This window comes from Rhodococcus sp. IEGM 1305 (assembly GCF_030058635.1).
Taxonomy (GTDB): domain Bacteria; phylum Actinomycetota; class Actinomycetes; order Mycobacteriales; family Mycobacteriaceae; genus Rhodococcus_F; species Rhodococcus_F opacus_D.
This window is the reverse complement of sequence record NZ_JASHKX010000066.1, coordinates 1-20738: the sequence shown is the minus strand read 5'-3', so window position 1 is coordinate 20738 and position 20738 is coordinate 1. Positions and strand designations below refer to the sequence as shown.

Sequence of the window (20738 nt, the reverse complement as noted above, 5' to 3'; positions counted from 1 at the left end):
CTGCTGCTCACGGCAGGTGTTCGCCTCGTTTCTATTTCGGTACCCGATCAGAGCGCCTATATACATGAGACTAGCCCTCGCGTGTGACGTGTAAATCGCCAGGCCCGCACGTGTGAGCTGTCTCACGGCCAACCGATGGGGTCACCATCGATGACGGTTCTCGCCCCGCGATTATTCCCCGACCCGGTCTCCGCCGCATCCCACAGTCCCGAATAGTGGCCACCGGCATAGCGCAGAGTGGCGTGCGATCCGGTCTCGACCACCCGTCCCTTGTCGATGACGAGGATCACATCTGCCCGGGCCGCGGTGGCCAGTCGGTGGGCCACCACCACCGACGTCCGGGTCCGGGTCACACGGCTGCTCGCCTCGAGAACTACCTGCTCGGTGGCCGGATCGAGCGTCGCGGTCGCTTCGTCGAGCAGCAGCAGATCGGGGTCGACCAGCTCGGCCCGGGCGAGCGCGATCAGCTGGCGCTGGCCCGCCGACAGTCCCTGCCCGCGCTCGCCGATGGGGTGATGCATCCCACCCCGCAATCCGGCGATCGTGCCCAGCGCTCCGACCGCGCGGGCAGCGTCCTCGATCTCCTCGCGGCTCGCATCCGGGCGGCCGTACGCGATGTTGGTGGCAACGGTCCCGGTGAACAGGTGCGCCTCCTGGGGGACGACGCCGAGGCGCCCGCGGTACGCGCCGAGCGGGTACCGGCGGAGGTCCACGTCGTCGACGAGCACCGCGCCGGACGTCGGGTCGTAGAAGCGGGCGAGCAGTTTCACGATGGTCGACTTGCCCGCACCGGTCCGGCCGACCAGGGCGACGGTGGTGCCGGCGGGGATGTGCAGGTCGATGCCGGTCAGGGCGTCGCTGTCGGCGCCCTGGTAACGGAACCCGACGTCGCGCAGGCACAGCTCGCCGCGCAGATGCCCGTCGATCGGCTGGAGGTTCTCCCGTGACGTCGCCCGCTCGATGGAACTGGGAGTGCGGAGCAGGTCCCCGATCCGGAGCAGACCGACACTGGCCTGCTGGTACCCGTCGAACACCTGTGACAGCTGCTGGATGGGCCCGAACAGCAGCCCGAGGTACAGCACGAAGGCGACGAGTGTCCCGGTCGTCGTGTCGCCGGCCGCGACCTGCCGCGCGCCGACGAACACCACGGCGGCCAGGGCGAGATCCGAGAGGAACGCGATGAACGGGAAGTACAGCGAGATCGCCCGCTGCGACCGCATCCGGCTGCGCCGGTAACTGTCGGCCCGCTCCGCGAACCGGCGGGCGGCGAACCCTTCGCGGCGGTACGCCTGGGCCGCGCGGAGCCCGGCGATGTTCTCCTGGAAGTCGGCGTTGACGAGCGAGATCCGCTCACGCGAGACCGTGTACGCCACCGAGGAGATCCGGCGGAAGATCAGCGTCGCGACGACGAGCGGCGGGATGACGGCGAGCGCCACCAGCGCGAGCGTGACGTCGGTGGCGACCAGGGCGACGGAGATGCCGAGGACGGTCAGGACGCTCACCACGGCGGTGGACATCCCGGTCTGGATGAACGACGACAGCGCGTCGACGTCGGTGGTCATCCGGGTCATGATGCGGCCGGACAGTTCGCGCTCGTAGTAGTCGAGCCCGAGCCGCTGCAGGTGGGCGTAGCTGCGCACCCGCAGCCCGAACAGCACACGTTCCCCCGCGCGGGCGGTGAGGACCGTCATCAGCGCGACGACGAGCCAGCCGGCGACGACGAGGGCGACGCCCACCCCGGCCGCCGTCCAGAGGGTCGCGGAATCCTGCGGGACGACACCGCGGTCGATCGCGAACCGGACGATCGACGGGAACGCGATCCCTGCGAGCGAGTCGAGCGCGAGGCAGACGACGACGGCGACGAGCAGGGCACGGACCGGCCGCAGGATCCGCGACAGCCGGAAGTCGGGCTCGGGCAGGCGCAGGTTCCGGGTGTCGATGCCCGGGCTTTCGACGGCGGGTGGTAGCGCGTTCACGGCCTGCCGAAGTTCCGGGGTCGCGGCCACGTTGCCCAGCGCTCCAGCCATCGGTCCGCCGGCGGTGCGGCCGCCGCCGGGGCCCGCACCGGACGCCGGGGTGCGGCCGGACGAGGCGGACGAGCCGGGCACGTCCCACTCCTCGACGTCCTCCGGCCACAACTCCGACTCGGACGGCATGCGCTGATACGGCATCGGCTCGCTCGGCGCGGGGAGGCTGACGTCGATGGGGCCGGCGTTGTCGGGGGAGGCGAACAGTGCGCGGAAGAGCGGGCACCGTTCGTCGAGTTCGGCCACCGTGCCGGAATCGATGATCCGTCCGCCGTCGAGCACGGCGACGCGGTCGGCGAGCGACAGGGTCGAGCGGCGATGCGCCAGGATCAGCGCCGTCCGCCCGCGATTCGCCCGCAGCGCCGCGAAGATCGACGCCTCGGTGGTGGCGTCGACGGCGGAGGTCGCGTCGTCGAGGATCAGCACCCTCGGGTCGGTGAGGAGTGCGCGTGCCAGCGCGATCCGCTGCCGCTGCCCGCCGGAGAGGGTGAGACCGCGTTCGCCGACCACGGTGTCGTACCCGTCCGGCAACGCGGAGACGAACTCGTCGGCGGCGGCCATGTCGGCGGCGGCGCGGATCTCCTCGGCGCTGGCGTCGGGCCTGCCGAGGGCGATGTTGGCCGCGATGGTGTCGGAGAAGAGGAACGGCTCGTCGAACACGAGGCCGACGGCTTCGCGCAACTGCTCGGCGCTCAGCTGCGAGACGTCGAACGACTCGCCCGCCGACGTGAGGGACACGGAACCCGCGGATGGTGCGTAGAAGCGGGGGAGCAGCAGCGACAGGGCGGTTTTGCCGGAGCCGGCCATACCGACCACCGCGACCGTCTCGCCGGGCGCGATGCGCAGGTCGAGTCCGCGGAGGATGTGCCGGTCCGGTTCGAATCCGAACGTGACCGCCCGCAGGTCCACACCCAGCGGTCCGCCGGGCAGTGCGGTGGGGTGCGGCGGGTCCGCGACCTCCGGTTCGGCGTCGATCACCTCGTACACGCGCTCGACGGCGGCCCGGGACAGCTGGGCCATGATCACGACCGACGACAGCGTGCGGGTGACGGCGGTCATCGTGGCGACGTATGTGGCGAAGGCGAGGAACGTGCCGATCGTGATGGAACCGTGCAGGGCGAGGTAGCCGCCGACCGCGATGACGCCGACGAGACCGAGCTGGGGCAGTGCCGCCATGGTCGGAGCGAAGCGCGCATTGATCCGGGCGGCTCGCAGGCGTTCGGCGTACAGCGTCCGGCTGTGGTCTTCGAGCTGGTCGACGGCCCGGCGCTCCTGGCCGAACCCCTTGACGACGCGGACACCGGTGACGGTCTCCTCGACGTGCTGCGCGAGGTCGGCTGCCCGTTGCTGCGCCGACCAGGTGGCCGCGAACAGTTTCGGGCGCATTACGTAGACGACGAGGCACACGGCGGGGACGATCACCAGCGCGACGACGGTCAGCAGCGGTGACAGCCAGGCCATGATGCCGAGCGCGAGGACGAATTGGAGCAACGCGCCCGCCGACAACGGGACCATGGCGAGCAGGCCCTGCACCAGCTGGAGGTCGGTGATGGACCGCGAGACCACCTGTCCGGTGCGGATCTGATCCTGCCCCCGCCCGTCGAGGCGTTGCAGCGCGCCCAGCAGGCCCAGCCGCAGATCGTGCTGGACGTCGAGCGACAGCTTGCCTGCGAGCATCCGGCGGCCGTACTGGCAGCCGAAGCGGACGCACGCGAGCAGTGCGATGAGCAGGGCGGCGATGCCGATCACCTGAGTGGCGCTACCCGAGCCCGCGGCATCGACCGCGTACTTGGTGAGGAGGGGGAACGAGATGTCGATCCCGGCGGCGACGACCGTCACGGACAGGGCGCCGAGTGCGACACGGCGGTGCGCCCAGCACTCACCGCTCAGCCGTCGAATCCAACCCGGCCGTGCCTGATCCTGCTCCAGCGTCTGCTCCCGTTCGATCACCGAACCGGACGCACTCTCACTTGCCACTGGATCCACGTTAGCGCCGGGTACCGACAGGGGCGGCACCCGGCGCTGCGTCAGGTGATGTCGCGCTGCCGGGTGAGCGCCCAACCGCCGCCGACGAAGACCGCCGTCCACACGAGCAGGGCGAGGGGCGCGGTGGGCCAGAGCGTCAGCCAGTCGATCTCGTTGCCGGCGGCCGCGTTCGCGACCGTCCCGAGGGTGGCCGACACGGGGAGGACACTGCCGACGGATCCGATGCCGATCCCGCTGAGGATCGACCGGAGGATCATCTCGCCGAGGGTGTACCAGACCACGAGGGCGATGCAGCTGCCGACGGACGAGCCGGTGAGCATCGACACGCCGCCGCCGATGAGCGCCCACAACGCCCCGCAGATCAGGGCCGCCCCGAGCATGGCGAACAGGGATCCGCGCAGTTCGAAGGTGTCCCCGCCGAACGTCAGCAGCAGGGCGACGCTGACCACCTCCACCACGAGGCAGTAGAAGAAGCCGAAGGCCGCGGTGACGGCGAGCTTGGTGCCGATCACCCCGTCCCGGCCGCGGGCGGTGAGGAACGTGGTGGTGAGCGTCTTGTACCGGAATTCCGTGCCCACGTTCACCGCCCCGAAGACCGCGGCGAACAGGACGACGAGGGCGACGGCGACCGCCAGGCCGAACAGGGTGGCGGCGAGGTTGGCCTCGTTCGGATCGGCCTCGAACGCGTCGGTGAACGCGCGCATCACGGGCAGGGTGATCGCGCTCGAGAACATCCCGACGATCAGTGGCGCCAGACCGAGCATCCACCAGAACCGCAGTGTGGTGACCTTGCGGAATTCCGCGGTGAGCAGCGCTGTCATCGCGGACCTCCGGACATCGGACCGTGCTGGGGGTGTGCGGGTGGCGGACCGTAGCCCGGTTGCGGGCCGTACCCGGGTGGCGGACCGTAACCCGGTTGCGGGGCGTACCCGGGAGGTGCGTACCCGGGCTGGGGCGCGTACGTCGGCGGCTGGCCGTACCCCGAGGGCGCGGCGGCACTCGCTCCGGCCACGTACTGGCCTGCGGTCATCGACAGGAAGAGTTGCTCCAGGTCGATGTGATCGCCGACGGCGCCGAAGATCGTCACCCCGGCGTCCGCGGCGACGGACTCGACGAGTTCGAGGGACGCGCCGACGACGGCGAGGCGTCCGTCGGCGAGCGAGCGGGCATCGACGATGCCCCTGGCGGCGAGGGCGGTGGCCAGGGCGGGCGGGCTCGAGGACGCGACCAGCAGCCTGCTCTGCTGCGACTTGCGCAGCTCCTCCATGCGTCCCTGATAGACGAGGGCGCCGCGGCTGACGATCACCAGATTGTCGACGGTCTGTTCCACTTCGCGGAGGATGTGGCTCGAGATCAGCACGGTCCGGCCGGATGCGGCGAAGCCCTTGAGGAACTCGCGCAGCCAGGCGATGCCCTCGGGGTCGAGTCCGTTGGCCGGTTCGTCGAGGATCAGGATTCGCGGATCACCCAGCAGCGCCGTCGCCAGCGACAGCCGCTGGCGCATGCCGAGGGAGAAGCCGCCCGCCTTGCGCCCGGCGACGTCCTCCAGTCCGACGAGCGCGAGCACCTGCAGTGCGCGTCCGTCCGGTACCCCGATCGCGGACGCGTACACCTTCAGGTGGTCGAGCGCCGTGCGGTTGGGGTGCAGGCTCTGCGAGTCCAGGACGGCGCCGACCGTGCGCGCGGGGTCGACGAGCGATTTGATCGGCACACCGGCGACCGTGGAGGCGCCCGACGTCGGCTTCACGAGACCGAGGATCATCCTCAGTGTCGTGGTCTTGCCGGACCCGTTGGGCCCGAGGAATCCGGTGATCGATCCCTGCGGCACGGTGAAGCTGAGGTCCGTGACGGCGTCGACGTTCTTGAAGCGCTTCGACAGCCCCCGCACCTCGATCGGCGCCGCGAAACTTCCCGGGATTGCTGTGGTCAACCCGTCCTCCCCTGCCACAATCGAATGGAACTGTTTCGACCCTACTGGGCTGCCGTGCCGAGATTCACCAACTGACGTACAGGGCGTCTGCGACGGCGCATGCTGAAACCAATCGATTGGGGACGTACATGAGCAAGCACCACCATCACCATCGCGACGTCATTTCTCCCGCCTACACGGGGCGCCTCTCGATCGATCCGTTTCCGGCGCTGCGGCTGCCGGACGAGGAAACCGATCCCGAGGCCGCGTACCGGTTCATCCACGACGAGTTGATGCTCGACGGCAGTTCGCGGCTGAACCTCGCCACGTTCGTCACCACATGGATGGATCCCGAGGCCGACAAGCTGATGGCCGAGACGTTCGACAAGAACATGATCGACAAGGACGAGTATCCCGCGACCGCGGCGATCGAGTCCCGGTGCGTGTCGATGGTGGCCGATCTGTTCCACGCTCCCGACCTGTCGACCACCGACCCGGCCAGCGCCACCGGCGTCTCGACGATCGGTTCGAGCGAGGCGGTCATGCTCGGTGGTCTCGCGCTCAAGTGGCTGTGGCGGGCGAAGCGGGAGGCGGCCGGGAAGGACACTGCGCGCCCGAATCTGGTGCTCGGCAGCAACGTGCAGGTGGTGTGGGAGAAGTTTTGCCGGTACTTCGACGTCGAGCCGAAGTACCTGCCGATGGAGAAGGGCCGCTACGTCATCACGCCGGAGCAGGTTCGGGACGCGGTCGACGAGAACACGATCGGAGCGGTCGTGATCGTGGGCACCACCTATACGGGGGAGCTCGAGCCGGTGGCGGCGATCGCGGACGCTCTCGACGAACTTGCTGCGTCCGGCGGCCCGGACGTCCCGATCCACGTGGACGCGGCGAGCGGTGGCTTCGTCGTTCCCTTCCTGCAGCCGGAGTTGTTGTGGGACTTCCGGGTTCCGCGCGTGGCCTCGATCAACGTGAGTGGCCACAAGTACGGTCTGACGTATCCGGGGATCGGGTTCGTGGTGTGGCGCGACAAAGAACACCTTCCCGAGGGGCTGGTGTTCCGGGTCAACTACCTGGGCGGCGACATGCCGACGTTCACCCTGAACTTCTCGCGGCCCGGCAATCAGGTGGTGGGGCAGTACTACAACTTCCTGCGACTGGGCCGGGCCGGCTACCGGTCGATCATGCAGACGTTGCGCGACACCGCAGTTCGCGTGGGCAAACGCATCGCCGAGATCGACGGCTTCACCCTGATCACGGACGGCACCGACATTCCGGTGGTGGCGTTCGAACTCGTCGGTGACCCCGGGTTCACGGTCTTCGACGTGTCACACGAGTTGCGGGCGCGGGGGTGGCAGGTGCCCGCCTACACGATGCCCGCCGACGCGGAGGACGTGGCGGTCCTGCGCATCGTCGTGCGCGAGGGCTTCAGCGCCGATCTCGGATCCCTCGTCGCCGAGGCGATCGAGGAAGTGTGCGCCGAACTCCGCGAGAAGGGTGGCGGGCGTTCGACGGAACAGCACTTCGCCCACTAGGTCAGGCCTCGATCGCGCGAAGTTCGTCCGGCCAGCGGGCCGGGGCGGGCCCGAACGCTTCACGCGCGTTCTTGACGACACCCTTGCCGATGGCCCGGTTGCCCGCGCCGCCGATGGCCGCGCCGATGCCTGCGGGCACGAGCTTGCCGAGGACCAGCGCGCTGCGGCGGGCAGCGTACTTGGTGATGAACTTGCGCACCAGCCTGCTGTTCATCCCCTTCATGGTGGGGCCGGGTATGCGGCTGGTGATGGCGCTCGCCCAGTTCTTCGCCGTCACGCCCGTCGCCTTCTGGACGATTTCCATGCCCGATTCGCCGAGCGCCACCGACAGGACGAGTGCGCGCCGCTGCTGGTGGTCGGCGGCCGAGATGCCGTGCACCGATGCGACCGCGAGAGTGAGCAGCGCCGCCGCTTCGAGGAAGAACGCCGATTCGGCGCCCACCGCCGCGATGGACGCGACGGTGCCGACCCCGGGAATCGCGGCGGTGGCGCCGACTGCACTTCCGCTGCCCGTCACGGCCAGCAGGAACATCTTCTCCATCCGCTCGACGATCTGCGCGGGCGACTCACCGGGGTGCGAGCGCCGGACCCATTCGACGTACTTCGCCACCGCGGGAGCCTGGAGACGGCTTCCGTTGTCGAGGACCGAGACCAGTACCTTCTCCACCGGTCCACCATTGCCAGCCATCGGGGCTCCCGTCTCGCCTGTGCTTCGAGTGTGCTGGCACCGACTGTAGGTGAGTTGACGCTGTGGCCGGTGTCGGCACCGTTGCCTAGGCTGGTTTCGTGAGCGTCGTCGAAAGCGATACCGCGGTGTCGTCCGGGGCCTTCCGGCGCCCGGCGGAACCGTTGCGCGCGCTGGTCACGGGGTACGACGGGTATCGGCTGGCCGGTTTCGAGCCCGGCATCCACCTCGGTCTGCCGTCGCCCTGCCTCACGGTGATCGTGACGATCGACGAGCCGCTCGACATCGCCGCCCAGGCGACGCCCGAGCAGGCGCCCGGTCGTTTCGACACTCTGGCCAGCGGCATCGCCACGGCACCGGTGACGATCCGGCACGACGGCAACCAGCACGGCGTCCAGTTGGCCCTCAGTCCTCTCGGCGCCCGGGCGCTGCTGGGGGTCCCCACGGCAGCGCTCGGCCCCTGGGTCGTCGGGCTCGAGGACCTGCTCGGTCCCGACGCGGGGGAACTGACCGAACGGCTGTCGCTCGAACCCGGCTGGGACGAGCGGTTCGCGATCCTCGACGAGGTCCTGACGCGCCGCGCGGCGCCGGCGGAGATCGACCCGCACCTCACCCGCGCCTGGCAGCTGCTCGTCGCCGGCGACGGCGCCCGGGTCGGTGACGTCGCGCACGACGTCGGCTGGAGCCGAAGACATCTGGTGAACAAGTTCGTCGCGGAATACGGCGTGACACCCAAGGACGTGGTGCGGTTGTCCCGTTTCCACCGCTCGCACCGGATGCTCAAGGGTGCCGCCGGGGCGACACTCGCCGACGTGTCCGCGTCGTGCGGGTATTACGACCAGGCGCACATGGCGCGGGACTGGCGCGACCTCGCGGGCGTCGCGCCGTCGCGGTGGCGCGAGATCGACCCGTTCTCATTCGTCCAAGACCCCTACCACGACGACGGCGCAGAGTGATGACATGACTACTTCGACGCACACCACATATGTGTGGCCCACCCTCGTCTACCGCGACGCGCGGGCCGCGATCCGCTTCCTCGTCGACGCCTTCGGGTTCGCCGAGAACGCGGTGTACGGCGAGGGCGACCGGGTCGATCACGCCGAACTCGGCTGGCCCAAGGGCGGCGGGATCATGCTCGGCTCGCCCAGTGAGGACTCGGTCATCAGCGACCTGCCGCCGGGGACGGGCTCGGTGTACCTCGTCGTCGACGACCCCGACGCGCTCCACGAGCGTGCCGTGGCCGCCGGCGCCACGATCGTCCGCGGACTGCGGGACGAGGACTACGGATCGCGCGGCTTCACCTGCCGCGACCCCGAGGGCGTGTTCTGGAGTTTCGGCACCTACACCGGCTCGTAGATCCGCCCGATCACGCCCGGTGCCCGGCCGGGACCTCCTCGCCGGGCTTCGGCGGAGGTGGCGGCGTGCCGTCCCCGAACGGCCTGCCGCCGAGTTGTTCACGCCCGTGTGGCTCGAGCCAGCCGGACAGGTCTGGCCCCTTCGGCACGATCCGGGTGGGATTGATGTCGGTGTGCACGATGTAGTAGTGCTGCTTGATCTGGGTGAAGTCGATGGTGTCGCCGAACCCGGGTGTCTGGAAGAGATCGCGGGCATAACTCCACAGCACGGGCATCTCGTCGAGTTTGTTCCGATTGCACTTGAAATGGCCGTCATAGACCGCGTCGAACCGGGCCAGGGTGGTGAACAGGCGCACGTCGGCCTCGGTGATCGTGTCGCCGACGAGGAACCTGCGGTCGGTCAGACGGTCCTCGAGCCAGTCGAGGCGGGCGAACAGGCGGTCGTACGCGGATTCGTACGCCTCCTGGGAGCCGGCGAAACCGCACCGGTACACCCCGTTGTTGACGTCGCGGAACACGAGATCGGCGACCTCGTCGATCTCGTCGCGCAGCGGCTCGGGGTACAGGTCGGGCGCGCCCTCGCGGTGGTACTGCGTCCATTCCGAGGACAGATCCAGGGTGATCTGCGGGTAGTCGTTGGTGACCACCTGCCCGGTGGGGACGTCGACGATCGCGGGCACGGTGATGCCGCGGGGGTAGTCCGGGAAACGTGCGAAGTACGCGTCCTGCAGGCGCGGGATCTTCAGCACGGGGTCGAGCCCGTCCGGATCGAGATCGAAAGTCCAGCTGCGCTTGTCGTGGGTGGGGCCGCACAGTCCCATGGACAACGCGTCCTCGAGTCCGAGAAGTCGCCGGACGATGATCGCGCGGTTGGCCCACGGGCACGCCCGAGCGGCGACGAGGCGGTAGCGGCCCGGTTCGACCGGATAGCCGTCGCGGCCGTCGGCCGTGATGCGGGTGGGGATGTAGTGGGTGTCGCGCGTGAACTCGGCGCCGGATTCGACGTAGGCGCCTTCCGTGCTGTGCGGTTCTGCCGTTCGTTCTGTCATGGTTGGCTCGTCCCCGTCCTTCGATGTCTCTCAGAGCGTACTTCGGGAGATCGTGACCGCGGCATACGTTCCCAGTTCCCGGTACCCGGCGCGAGCGGCGAGCGCGCGCGAGGCCAGATTGTCGCGGGGTGAACGACATTGGGCGATCAGGCCGCTGTCGAGCGCGTCGTCGGTGGCGATCCCGGCGACCGTGGCGCCCAGTCCCTGCCGCCGGAACGCCGGCGCCGTCAGCACACCGACATCGGCGAGGAAACCCTGGAACTCGGCGTACCCGGCGGAACTGACCGGTTGCTGCGCGTCGTCGAGAATCGTGAACCATCGGTCGCGGTCACCCAGGCGGGCCTCGGTGACGTCGTCCGGGGGACACGCCTCCTCGACCTGCCGGACGTGGTCGTGTTCGTGGGAGACGAGCGGTGGCCGCCCGGTCGCCGGGTCCTGGTAGTCGGTGCCGAACGCGAGCGCCACGGGACCGGCGCACCGTCCGGACCGATCCTGGGTGAGGGCGAGCAGGGTTGCGGATTCGGTCAGTTCCTCCGACGTGTGCCCGTCGGCGCGCTCGATCGCCCACCGCGGTCCGACGAGCGCGCACGTCTCGCCCAGGCGCAGGAAGCGGATCGTGTCCGTGTCGTCGTCGACCCGGACGGCGCGGTCGTCGGCGCCCGGCCGGGTGGACAGAGCGTCATCGGGTAATCCCAGTTCGCGTGACCAGGCGAGTCGAATGATGTCGAGGTGATGGGAGTCCACCGGACCCACGGTAACCGCTTGTTCCCCATCCGCCCGGACGGTATATTCCACGTGGAGTAATTCGACGTGGAGTAGTGGAGGTGGTGACAATGGCACTCACGCCGCTCGGTGTCACCATCCTCGGTCTGCTGTGTGAGCGGACGATGCATCCGTACGAGATGTACCAACTCGCCGCCGCCCGGCGTGGACGCGTCGTGAAGATCCGGCCGGGGTCGCTGTATCACACCGTGAGCAGGCTCGAAGGCGAAGGGCTGGTGCGCACCACCGGTACCGACCGGGCGGGAAACCGGCCCGAACGCACCATGTACGAGGTCACCGAGGCGGGCCGGGAAGCGCTCGTCCACCGGGTCAGCGACATGCTCGCCACCCCGGTGCACGAGTACCCGCAGTTCCCGCTCGCACTGGCGGAGGCGCACAACGTCGCCGCCCCCACCGTGGTGGAACTGCTCCGGCAACGGCTCGATCACCTCACCCGCGAAATCGACGAACTCGAGACCGCTGCCGCGCTCGCCTGTTCCACCGAGACCCCCAGGATCTTCCTCCTCGGCAACGAATTTCTCGTCACCGTTGCCCGCGCGGAGCACGAATGGCTCAGCGCCCTGGTGGCCGACATCGACTCCGGAGCCCTCCCGTGGCTTTCGCCGGAACTTCTCGAACGACTGACACACTCACGCCGGATCCCATCCGGTTCAGTAAAGGATTGATGATGGACACCGAGCGCACCGCACCACCCACGTCGCCACCCGAGCATCGAAATCCGTGGCCGGCCCTGTGGGCCCTCGTCATCGGCTTCTTCATGATCCTCGTCGACAGCACCATCGTCGCGGTGGCCAACCCGGCGATCATGAACGACCTGCACACCGACATCAACAAGGTCGTCTGGGTCACCAGCGCGTACCTGCTGGCGTATGCGGTGCCGCTGCTGGTCACCGGTCGACTCGGTGATCGGTTCGGTCCCAAGAACATCTACCTGATCGGGCTCGTCCTGTTCACCGGTGCGTCGCTGTGGTGCGGCCTCTCCGGCACCATCACCATGCTCATCGTCGCCCGGGTCTTCCAGGGACTGGGCGCCGCACTGATGACGCCGCAGACGATGGCCGTCATCACCCGCACGTTCCCGCCGGACCGCCGCGGCACCGCGATGGGTCTGTGGGGCGCCGTCGCGGGTGTCGCCACCCTGGTGGGACCGCTGGCGGGCGGCGTCCTCGTGGACAACCTCGGCTGGGAGTGGATCTTCATCGTCAACGTGCCCGTGGGCGTGATCGCGTTCGTGCTGGCCTGGCGACTGGTGCCGTCGCTCGAGACCCACGAGCACAAGTTCGACATCCCCGGGGTCGTCCTCAGCGCGCTCGGCATGTTCTTCCTCGTGTTCGGAATCCAGGAAGGCAGCTCCTACGACTGGTCGGCGACCGTGCTGGCGTCGATCGGCGCCGGCCTCGTCCTACTCGGCGTCTTCGTCTGGTACCAGTCCTGGAACAAGAACGAGCCGCTCCTGCCCCTGGGCCTGTTCAAGGACCGCAACTTCTCGCTCGCCAACGTGGCGATCACCTCGATGGGATTCGCGATCACCGCGATGGTCCTGCCGCTGATGTTCTACACGCAGGCGGTGCGGGGTCTGTCGCCCACACGGTCGGCCCTGCTGCTCGTGCCCATGGCCGTCCTCACCGGCGTGTTCGCCCCGTTCATCGGCAAGCTCGTGGACCGCACCCACCCGCGGTACATCGCGGGCGCCGGATTCCTGCTGTTCTCGATCGCACTCGCCTGGCTGTCCATGGTCATGTCACCCGACGTGGCGATCTGGGAACTGCTGCTGCCCATCGGACTGATCGGCCTCGCCAACGCGTGTATCTGGTCGCCGCTCGCGGCCACGGCCACGCACAACCTTCCGCCCCATCAGGCGGGCGCCGGAGCAGGCGTGTACAACACGACCCGCCAGGTCGGCGCCGTCCTCGGCAGCGCCGCGATCGGCGCACTCATCACGGCCCGCCTGTCCGCTCAGGGGCTGAACGCCGACAGCCAGGAGGCCGGCGTGGGGGAGATGCCGGAATTCGTGAAGGAACCGTTCGCGACGGCGATGTCGCAGTCGATCTGGTTGCCCGCGGCCGTCCTGCTGATCGGTTTCCTCGCCTCGGTGTGCTTCGCGCGACCGTTGCGCGAGAAGAAGCCCGGAGTCAGTGCGGGCGACGCAGCCAGTCGGGAAACATCACTGCAGGGTTGAGGTAGTCCGCGGGATCGAACGCCTGCTTGATCGTCCACATCGCGGTGATGTCCTCGCGGCTGAGGGAGAGGTCCAGGTAGTTGCGCTTGTGTGCGCCGACGCCGTGCTCGGACGCGATGTTGCCGCCGTGATCGCGGATCAGTTCCGTGACCGGCAGGTACAGCACGGACTCGTCGGGGCAGCGCAGCACGTTGAGGTGGACGTTGCCGTCGGCGACGTGCCCGAAGAGCACCGGGATCGCGTCAGGTGCCCGGCTCGTCACCATTGCGACCGCGTCGGCGACGAACGCGGCGAGGGTGTCCAGTGGGAGGGCGGCGTCGAACTTGAGCGGAGGCCCGAACAGTCCGACCACGTCCGCGAACGCATCCCGCGCCGCCCACACGCGGGCGCGGCCTGCGGGATCGATCCCGACAGCGGGTTCGTCGTCGGGATCGCACTGCTCCAGGGCCTCGGCCAGGTCGTCGGTGAGGTCGCGCCCGCCGGCCAGTTCCACGAGGAGATACCACGGCAGACCCGTGGGGACCGCGAAACCCAGCCGCGAGGAGGCCAATTCGAGCCCACGGCCGTCGAGCATCTCCACGGCGTCCACCCCGTCGAGCCGCCGGACGACGCGAGCGGCGTCGATCAAGCTGGATAGTTGCGCGAAGCCCGCGAGGGCGGTCACACGGAACTCGGGCACGGGGTGGAGTGCGAGATCGACGGTCGTGACCACACCGAGCGTGCCCTCGCTGCCGACCCACAGCGCGGGCAGGTCGTATCCGCAGTTCTCGGCGCCCATCCGCATGCTGCGCCGCACGATCGCCCCGTCGGGCAGCACCACTTCCAGGCCCAGCACCTGGGCCGACATATGGCCGTACCGCACGGTGTGCAGCCCACCGGCATTGGTCGACACCATGCCGCCGATCGTCGCGGTATCGCGGGACGCGATGTCGACGCCGAACAGCAGTCCGGCGTCGGACGCGGTGTGCCGGAGTGTCGAGAGGGTGACCCCGGCGCCGACGGTGACGCGCAGGTTCTCGCGGTCGACGGCGCCGACCGCGGTCAGCCGTTCCGTCGACAGCAGTACGTCATCGTGCTCGGGAACCGTTCCCGCTTCGAGGCCGGTGCGGCCACCCTGCACGGTGACCTTCACCCCGGCTCGGCGGCAGATGTCCAGCACGGCCGAGACTTCCGCGGCATCTGCGGGCCGGACGAGTGCGCTCGCCCGCCCGCTGTAGCGCCCCGTGTGGTCGGTGGCGCGGGCGGCGAGCACGTCCGCGTCCACGGTCACGAACCGATCACCGACGGCGTCGGCCAGCGCCGCGCGCAGCGAGTCCACACCCCGATCGTAGGCGGAACACGTGTGGCAGTCTGGCGGCATGACTGAGCCTGCAGCCGCGCATCCCACCCGACTCGAGCGTGTCCGTACCGACGCCGGCGCCGAGATCGCGATCCTGACGTTCGCCCACGGCGCACTGAACCTCTTCGATCAGGCGATGTTCGACGCCGTGCAGGCCGACGTCGCGGCGCTCGCCGAGGATCCGCCGCGCGCGGTGCTGCTGCGCGCCGAGGGCAAGGTGGTCTCCGCAGGGGTGGACGTCCACGTGTTCGACGGGCTCACCGCGGAACAGGGCGCGGACCTGTGGCAGGAGTTGTTCGCCGAGATCTGCCATCCGCTCGAGGCGCTGCCGTGCCCCGTCGTGTACTCGGCGCACGGACTGACGCTGACCGCGGCCTTCGAGATCGCGCTCGCCTGCGACATCATCCTCGCCGCACCGAAGGCGAAGTTCGGACTGGTCGAGACGGTGGTGGGGCTGACTCCGTCGATGGGCGGTCCGCAGCGGCTGGCCGAGCGGGCGGGGTCCGGCCGCGCCCGGGAACTGGTGATGACCGGTGACCTGTACGACGCCGCGACACTGCGCGACTGGGGTGTGGTCAACGCCGTCCACGAGGACGTCGACGCGGAGGCCCGCGCCCTCGTCGCACGCCTGGCGGACGGGCCGACGCGCGCACACGACGCCACGAAGCAGATCATCTCCGCGTGGCGGTCGGGTGGAGTCGCGCACGCCGACTCGATCACACCCGACGTGTCGGGTGCCCTGTTCGAGACCGACGACCTCGAGGGTGCGGTACGCAGCTTCCTCGACTTCGGACCGGGCAAGGCGACGTACCGCGGACGGTAGGCGTCGGCGATCCGCTCCCCGCAACTGTGACGGGCGTCATATAGTCGTGGCAACGTCCCGGTCGCGCAGCAGTGTCGTCAGCGGAGGTGCAGATGCCGTCGTCCCTCGTCGAGTACCCGAGTAGTGGTCCCTTCTTCCACGACGACCGGGTGGTCCGTGGCCGCGACGGCCTGCTCCGGTACGGCGGGCTCAACCCGTCGCTCACCGAGCTGCTCGACATCTCCGTGCACCGCTACGCGGGCCGGGTCGCCGTCGAGGAGGACGGTGGCCGGTCTCTCACGTTCTCGCAACTGTGGACGTCCGCGGCGCGGGTGGCCGGCGGGCTGAAGTCGAAGGGCGTCGAGATCGGCGACCGCGTCGCCGTCCGGCAGCCCGTGGGGGTTCGCTGGGTCGAGGCGTTCCTCGGGGTGTTGCTCGCCGGCGGCGTGCCGGTCGGGGTGAGCCCGGCACTCGACGACGCGCAGACCGGTGAGGTGCTCGCCGACAGCGAGTCGGTGCTGATCCTCGACGGCGAACTGCCGGAGGGCATCTCGTTCATCGACGACGGCGCGAGCCCCGACGAGCTGGTGCTGCTGTCGTACACGCCTGGCCCGTCGGAGTCCCCGACGGGTGTGGAGCTGAGCAACGAGAACGTCCTCTCGACCATCGAATCCGTGCTCCACGCGCGCGGGTTCAGCTCCGAGGGACTGCGGAATCTCCTCGTCGAACCCGAACTGCACACCGTCGGATCGCTCGTCGAACTTCTCTCGACGTTGGTGGTGGGCGGAACGGTCCTGCTGACTGGGAGCACCGACGCCGCGTCGTGGCGCGGCACCGGTGCCGACGTGCTCACCGCGGCGCCCGCCGTCCTCCTGCGGGCCGTGGAGACCTCGCGGGTGACGAGCTTCGGCCGGCGCGCGGTGCGCTGGATCGACTACAGCGGCTCCGGACTGTCCCTGGAGCAGTCGCAACTGCTCCGGCGGACGTTCCCTGCGGCCAGGCACTTCCTCGGATGGGGAATGACCGAGACGTGCGGCGCCGGGCTGGCGCTGCCCGACGAGTGCGCTCTGACACACGCGGGCAGTGTGGGCGTCGCGTTCGGCGGGATGGAGGTGGCCCTCCTCGGACCCGACGCCGGCCGCGGTGTCGGCGAATTGCTCTGCCGCGGTCCGGGAGTCAGCCGCGGCTACTGGAACCGGCCCGAGGTCACCGCGAGAACCTTTACGGGTGGCTGGTTTCACACCGGCGACACCGCGAATATCGACGGCGACGGCTTCGTCCGTATCGTCGACCGCGACACCGCTGCCTAGGTGGTGCGAAAGGCAGGTATCCACCCGTGAGCTCTCCCGTCGCCGAGCTGCACATGCACATCGAGGGTTCCCTCGAACCCGAGCTGATCTTCGCGCTGGCCGAACGGAATTCCGTGCAGCTGCCGTACACGGACCTCGACGATCTCCGGTCGCGGTACGAGTTCACCGATCTGCAGTCGTTCCTCGACCTGTACTTCGCCAACATGCAGGTGCTGCGGACGGCGCAGGACTTCGCGGACCTCACCCGCGCCTATTTCGCGCGGGCGTCGGCGGGCGGCGTCGCGCACGTGGAGTTCTTCTTCAACCCGCAGGCCCACGTCAATCGTGGTGTGCCGCTGCACGAGGTGCTCGACGGAATCATGGACGCGGTGGGCGCCAGCGAGCGGGAGTTCGGCCTCAGCAGCGCTGCGATCGCCGCGATCCTGCGGGACCGTCCCGTGCACGAGGCGGAGGAAGTGTTCTCGGAGATCATCCGGTTGCAGACACCGATCGTCGGGCTCGGGCTGGACTCGGCCGAGGTGGGAAACCCGCCGTCGCTGTTCGAGGACGTGTTCGCCCGCGCCCGGTCGGAGGGGCTGCACGTGGTCGCCCACGCAGGGGAGGAAGGCCCGCCGGAGTACATCTGGCAGGCGCTCGACCTCCTCGGCGCCGAGCGCATCGACCACGGGGTGCGGGCGCTCGAGGACCCGGCGCTCGTGGCGCGTCTGGTGGACGAGGAGGTGCCGCTGACCGTGTGCCCGCTGTCGAACGTGCGACTGTGCGTCGTCGACTCGCTGTCCGAGCACCCGTTGCGGACCATGCTGGAGGCGGGTCTGCTCGTCACCGTGAACTCCGACGACCCCGCGTACTTCGGCGGGTACGTCGACGACAACTTCGCCCAGCTGCGGGATCAGCTCGGCCTCACCGATGCCGAGCGGGAAACTTTGGCGCGCAACTCGATCAAAGCGTCGTTCGCGAGCGACGCGCGCAAGGCGCAACTGCTCCGCGGCTGACGGTCCCCGCCGTCAGTCGATCAGCCCCGAGCCGCCGAGACCGGCGACGACGGCCAGGACGTCCCGGTCGCGGCCGTGCGGGCCGACCAGGCAGAGGCCGACGGGAACTCCGTCGTCGGTGCGCAACGGCACGGTCGCGTTGGGCAGTCCGGAGATGGTCGCGAGGCACGTGAGCATGCCGGTGGCGCGCATCGTGTTCCGGAACCGGTCACCGCTGGGGTAGCTTGTCCGCTCGGGGGCCGTGGAGGAGGTCGCCGGCAGCAGGAGCAGGCTGTCGCCCACATACGCGGTGATCGTCTGCGACGCCTCGCCGAGCTTGATCAGCTTCCGGCCGTACGTGGATTCCCAGATGCGGCTCGCATCGGCGAAATTGCGGCCGGGTTCGTCGCCGAGCGACGTCATCGCCCCGCTCACCCAGTCGCCGTGCAGCCGCCACGCCTCGTAGCCCTGCACGGCGACGACGGCGTCGTACCAGTCGGGAAGCCGGCCGATGTCCGTGTCGGTCCACGTCAGCCGGGGGAGGGAACTCTTCTCCCACGCGGTGAGGGCGCGCCGCACCGCACCGAGCGCCCCCGCCTCGGCGACGGCGTTGATGCCGTCCGAGGTGAGCGCGCTACGGAACGGAGACTCCGCCGTGAGCGGGAGAAGCGCGCCGGAGACCGCGACGAGGGTGTCGAGGTCGCCGCAGACCCACGCCGGGGTATCGAACGTGGGGGACAGCGGAAACAGCCCGTCGTTGGAGACGGCGCCCCGGGACGGTGCGAAGCCGTACAGGCCCTGATACGAGGCGGGGATGCGGACGGAACCGGTGGTGTCGATACCCACTCCGATGTCGGCGGCGCCCTGCGCGACCGCACTTGCGGCGCCCGACGTGGCACCGCCGGGCAGGCGGTCCTCGGCGCGGGCGTTGGGCGGCGTGCCGAATTGCTGGTTGATGCCCGAATGCCCGTAACCGAGGTCGTCGGTCTGCGCCAGACCGACGACCCGGGCGCCCTGACCGAGGAGGCGCGCCACCACTGCGGCGGTACCCGTCTCGACAGGAGCCTCGGCGAGCCGCCGTCCGCTGCCCGCGCCGATCTGCTGTCCCGCAACGGCGTACAGGTCGGTGACCGCGAGTCGCATGCCGGCGAGGGGCCCGTCACCAGTTGGCGCGACCAGCGGATCGCCCTGCACGCGCCACGTCGCCTTGTCGACCGGCGCGAACTCGGACACCGCTCCGCCGCCCGGAACGGACAAGCCGTCGGGAAGCGGCGGAACCTCCGGGTCGTGCAGGCGTTCCCCGCACGCGCCGAGCATCACGGCACCGATCGCCGCTGCACCGGACGCACCCGCGACGCGTAGGAAGTCGCGGCGGTCGAAAGATCGACTGGGGGCCACCTAGCTCACGTTAGCGACCCAGGACCTGCTGGAGGTACGCGTTGCCGAACATTCGCTCGGGGTCGTACTTGTCGCGCACGGCGACGAACTCGTCGAAGTTCGGATACGCGGGCCGCAAGTCGTCGGCGGTGCGGCCGTGCATCTTGCCCCAGTGCGGTCGCCCGTCCACTTCCCTTGCGATGGCCTCGACCGCGGCGAAGTACGGCTCGTGATCTCGGCGATGGTACTGGTGCACCGCGATGTACGCCGTGTCCCGACCGTTCGCCGTCGACAGCCACACGTCGTCGCCCGCGGCGAACCGGACCTCGACGGGGAACGCGACCGTGAAACCGGACTTCTCCATCCACGCATCGATCGCCGCGAGAGTGTCGGGGAGGGCCTCGGTGGGAACCGCGTATTCCATCTCCCGGAACTTGACCCGGCGCTCCGACGCGAAGACGCGGTAACTGCGGTCGGTGAACTCGCGCGCGCTCAGCATGCGCGACGACAGCCGGTTGATCTTCGGGATCGTCGTCGGGGCAAGGCCTGCGACCCTGTTGATGCCCTCGAACAGGACATTCGCGAGCAGTTCGTCGTCGACGTAGGCCCGGACCGGGTGGAGGGGAGAAACCGGGGTGTCACCGGGTAGCCGGGTGTTGCGTTTCGTCAGCACGCGGCGGGTGTGGGGAAACCAGTAGAACTCGAAGTGGTCGATCGTGGTGCGGTCATGGTCGAGCCGGTCGAGGATGGCGTCCAACGACTCGGGCTTCTCGACGGCGTGCATCACGTAGTGCGGCACGCACTGGATCGTGACCTTCGAGATGATGCCCACGGCGCCGAGTCCCAGCCGTGCCGCCTCGAACAGTTCGGGATTGTCGGTGGGGGAGCAGTCGGCCACCGAGCCGTCCGCCAGCACCACCTGCAGGGCGCGGACCTGAGTGGCGAGACCTCCGAAACGTGCGCCGGTGCCGTGGGTTCCGGTGGACAGCGCACCCGCGACGGACTGCACGTCGATGTCGCCCAGGTTGATCATCGCCAGGCCACGGTGCCAGAGTTGCTCGCTCAGGTCGTGCAGCCGCGTGCCGGCGAGGACGGTGACGAGGGCGCCCGCCGGTTCGTCGAGGGTGACGGATTCGATCCCGGTGAGGGCGTCGAGGCTGACGAGGATCCCGTCGGTGACGGCGACCCCGGTGAAGGAGTGACCCGACCCGACGGCCTTGACCCGCTCTCCGTGCTCCGCGGCACCGGAGACGAGCGCGCTGAGTTCCTCCACCGAGCGCGGAGTCGCGAAGCGCAGCGGGTTCGCCGTCTCGGTGCCCGCCCAGTTGCGCCATGTGTCCTGTGCCATTCGCCCATCATGAACCTGGACGCTCGTCCAGGCAAATGGCGGGTTGGTCGGGCGTCCGTGTTGGTCGCGGGCGGGCCCCGCGCAGG

General features: G+C 69.4%; 17 protein-coding genes. 8 read left to right on the top strand and 9 right to left on the bottom strand.

What is annotated here, in order from left to right:
• Positions 1 to 122 precede the first annotated feature (122 nt).
• Genes QM693_RS37050 through QM693_RS37040 form a run of 3 tightly spaced genes read right to left on the bottom strand, consistent with a single transcriptional unit; the run spans position 123 to position 5943 of the window.
• Positions 123 to 4004, bottom strand: a complete 3882-nt coding sequence (locus QM693_RS37050; protein ID WP_280783524.1) for an ABC transporter ATP-binding protein — start codon at positions 4002 to 4004, stop codon at positions 123 to 125.
• A 50-nt stretch (positions 4005 to 4054) separates the two neighbouring features.
• The gene (locus QM693_RS37045) at positions 4055 to 4834 is read right to left on the bottom strand and encodes an ABC transporter permease (protein WP_283332908.1); all 780 of its coding nucleotides are present in this window, start codon (positions 4832 to 4834) and stop codon (positions 4055 to 4057) included.
• Complete coding sequence (locus tag QM693_RS37040) at positions 4831 to 5943, bottom strand: ABC transporter ATP-binding protein (RefSeq protein ID WP_283332909.1); 1113 nt, start codon at positions 5941 to 5943, stop codon at positions 4831 to 4833. Before QM693_RS37040 ends, QM693_RS37045 begins: the two co-directional genes overlap by 4 nt.
• A gap of 128 nt (positions 5944 to 6071) precedes the next feature.
• Between QM693_RS37040 and gad the strand changes: the two genes are divergently transcribed.
• Positions 6072 to 7454: a glutamate decarboxylase gene (gene gad / locus QM693_RS37035; protein WP_280783527.1), complete on the top strand. Its 1383-nt coding sequence runs from the start codon at positions 6072 to 6074 to the stop codon at positions 7452 to 7454.
• Position 7455: 1 nt separating this feature from the next.
• On the opposite strand, the gene QM693_RS37030 is transcribed toward gad, so the two are convergent.
• Positions 7456 to 8142: a hypothetical protein gene (locus QM693_RS37030; protein ID WP_283332910.1), complete on the bottom strand. Its 687-nt coding sequence runs from the start codon at positions 8140 to 8142 to the stop codon at positions 7456 to 7458.
• Positions 8143 to 8240: 98 nt separating this feature from the next.
• Between QM693_RS37030 and QM693_RS37025 the strand changes: the two genes are divergently transcribed.
• Positions 8241 to 9095: a helix-turn-helix domain-containing protein gene (locus QM693_RS37025; protein ID WP_283354792.1), complete on the top strand. Its 855-nt coding sequence runs from the start codon at positions 8241 to 8243 to the stop codon at positions 9093 to 9095.
• Positions 9096 to 9099: 4 nt separating this feature from the next.
• A complete protein-coding gene (locus tag QM693_RS37020) occupies positions 9100 to 9495 on the top strand; it encodes a VOC family protein (RefSeq protein ID WP_280783531.1) in 396 nt (131 codons plus the stop codon).
• 10 nt (positions 9496 to 9505) lie between these two features.
• On the opposite strand, the gene QM693_RS37015 is transcribed toward QM693_RS37020, so the two are convergent.
• Positions 9506 to 10543 carry a glutathione S-transferase family protein gene (locus QM693_RS37015; RefSeq protein WP_283354791.1) on the bottom strand — a complete coding sequence of 346 codons (1038 nt, stop codon included), beginning with the start codon at positions 10541 to 10543 and terminating at the stop codon, positions 9506 to 9508.
• A 30-nt stretch (positions 10544 to 10573) separates the two neighbouring features.
• The gene (locus tag QM693_RS37010) at positions 10574 to 11296 is read right to left on the bottom strand and encodes a GNAT family N-acetyltransferase (protein ID WP_283333054.1); all 723 of its coding nucleotides are present in this window, start codon (positions 11294 to 11296) and stop codon (positions 10574 to 10576) included.
• 80 nt (positions 11297 to 11376) lie between these two features.
• On the opposite strand from QM693_RS37010, the gene QM693_RS37005 reads away from it, so the two are divergent.
• Positions 11377 to 11991, top strand: a complete 615-nt coding sequence (locus QM693_RS37005) for a PadR family transcriptional regulator (protein ID WP_283354790.1) — start codon at positions 11377 to 11379, stop codon at positions 11989 to 11991.
• Between the two features lie 2 nt (positions 11992 to 11993).
• Positions 11994 to 13505 (top strand): MFS transporter, encoded by a 1512-nt coding sequence (locus QM693_RS37000; protein ID WP_280783537.1) that lies wholly within the window; start codon positions 11994 to 11996, stop codon positions 13503 to 13505.
• Here the strand turns inward: QM693_RS37000 and QM693_RS36995 are convergent.
• Complete coding sequence (locus tag QM693_RS36995; RefSeq protein WP_283354789.1) at positions 13459 to 14823, bottom strand: FAD-binding oxidoreductase; 1365 nt, start codon at positions 14821 to 14823, stop codon at positions 13459 to 13461. The two genes, QM693_RS37000 and QM693_RS36995, sit on opposite strands and share 47 nt — an antisense overlap.
• A gap of 40 nt (positions 14824 to 14863) precedes the next feature.
• Here QM693_RS36995 and QM693_RS36990 point away from each other — a divergent pair, with 40 nt between their 5' ends.
• The 3 genes from QM693_RS36990 (at position 14864) to QM693_RS36980 (ending at position 17948) form a co-directional block, all read left to right on the top strand.
• Positions 14864 to 15667 (top strand): enoyl-CoA hydratase/isomerase family protein, encoded by an 804-nt coding sequence (locus tag QM693_RS36990; protein WP_283354788.1) that lies wholly within the window; start codon positions 14864 to 14866, stop codon positions 15665 to 15667.
• Positions 15668 to 15759: 92 nt separating this feature from the next.
• A complete protein-coding gene (locus tag QM693_RS36985; RefSeq protein ID WP_283354787.1) occupies positions 15760 to 16956 on the top strand; it encodes a class I adenylate-forming enzyme family protein in 1197 nt (398 codons plus the stop codon).
• Positions 16957 to 16982: 26 nt separating this feature from the next.
• Positions 16983 to 17948 (top strand): adenosine deaminase, encoded by a 966-nt coding sequence (locus tag QM693_RS36980; RefSeq protein WP_280783542.1) that lies wholly within the window; start codon positions 16983 to 16985, stop codon positions 17946 to 17948.
• A 12-nt stretch (positions 17949 to 17960) separates the two neighbouring features.
• Here QM693_RS36980 and QM693_RS36975 read toward each other — a convergent pair whose 3' ends face one another.
• Both QM693_RS36975 and QM693_RS36970 read right to left on the bottom strand, forming a co-directional pair.
• Complete coding sequence (locus QM693_RS36975) at positions 17961 to 19325, bottom strand: amidase family protein (RefSeq protein ID WP_283354786.1); 1365 nt, start codon at positions 19323 to 19325, stop codon at positions 17961 to 17963.
• A 10-nt stretch (positions 19326 to 19335) separates the two neighbouring features.
• Positions 19336 to 20652: a D-arabinono-1,4-lactone oxidase gene (locus tag QM693_RS36970; protein WP_283354785.1), complete on the bottom strand. Its 1317-nt coding sequence runs from the start codon at positions 20650 to 20652 to the stop codon at positions 19336 to 19338.
• Positions 20653 to 20738 lie beyond the last annotated feature (86 nt).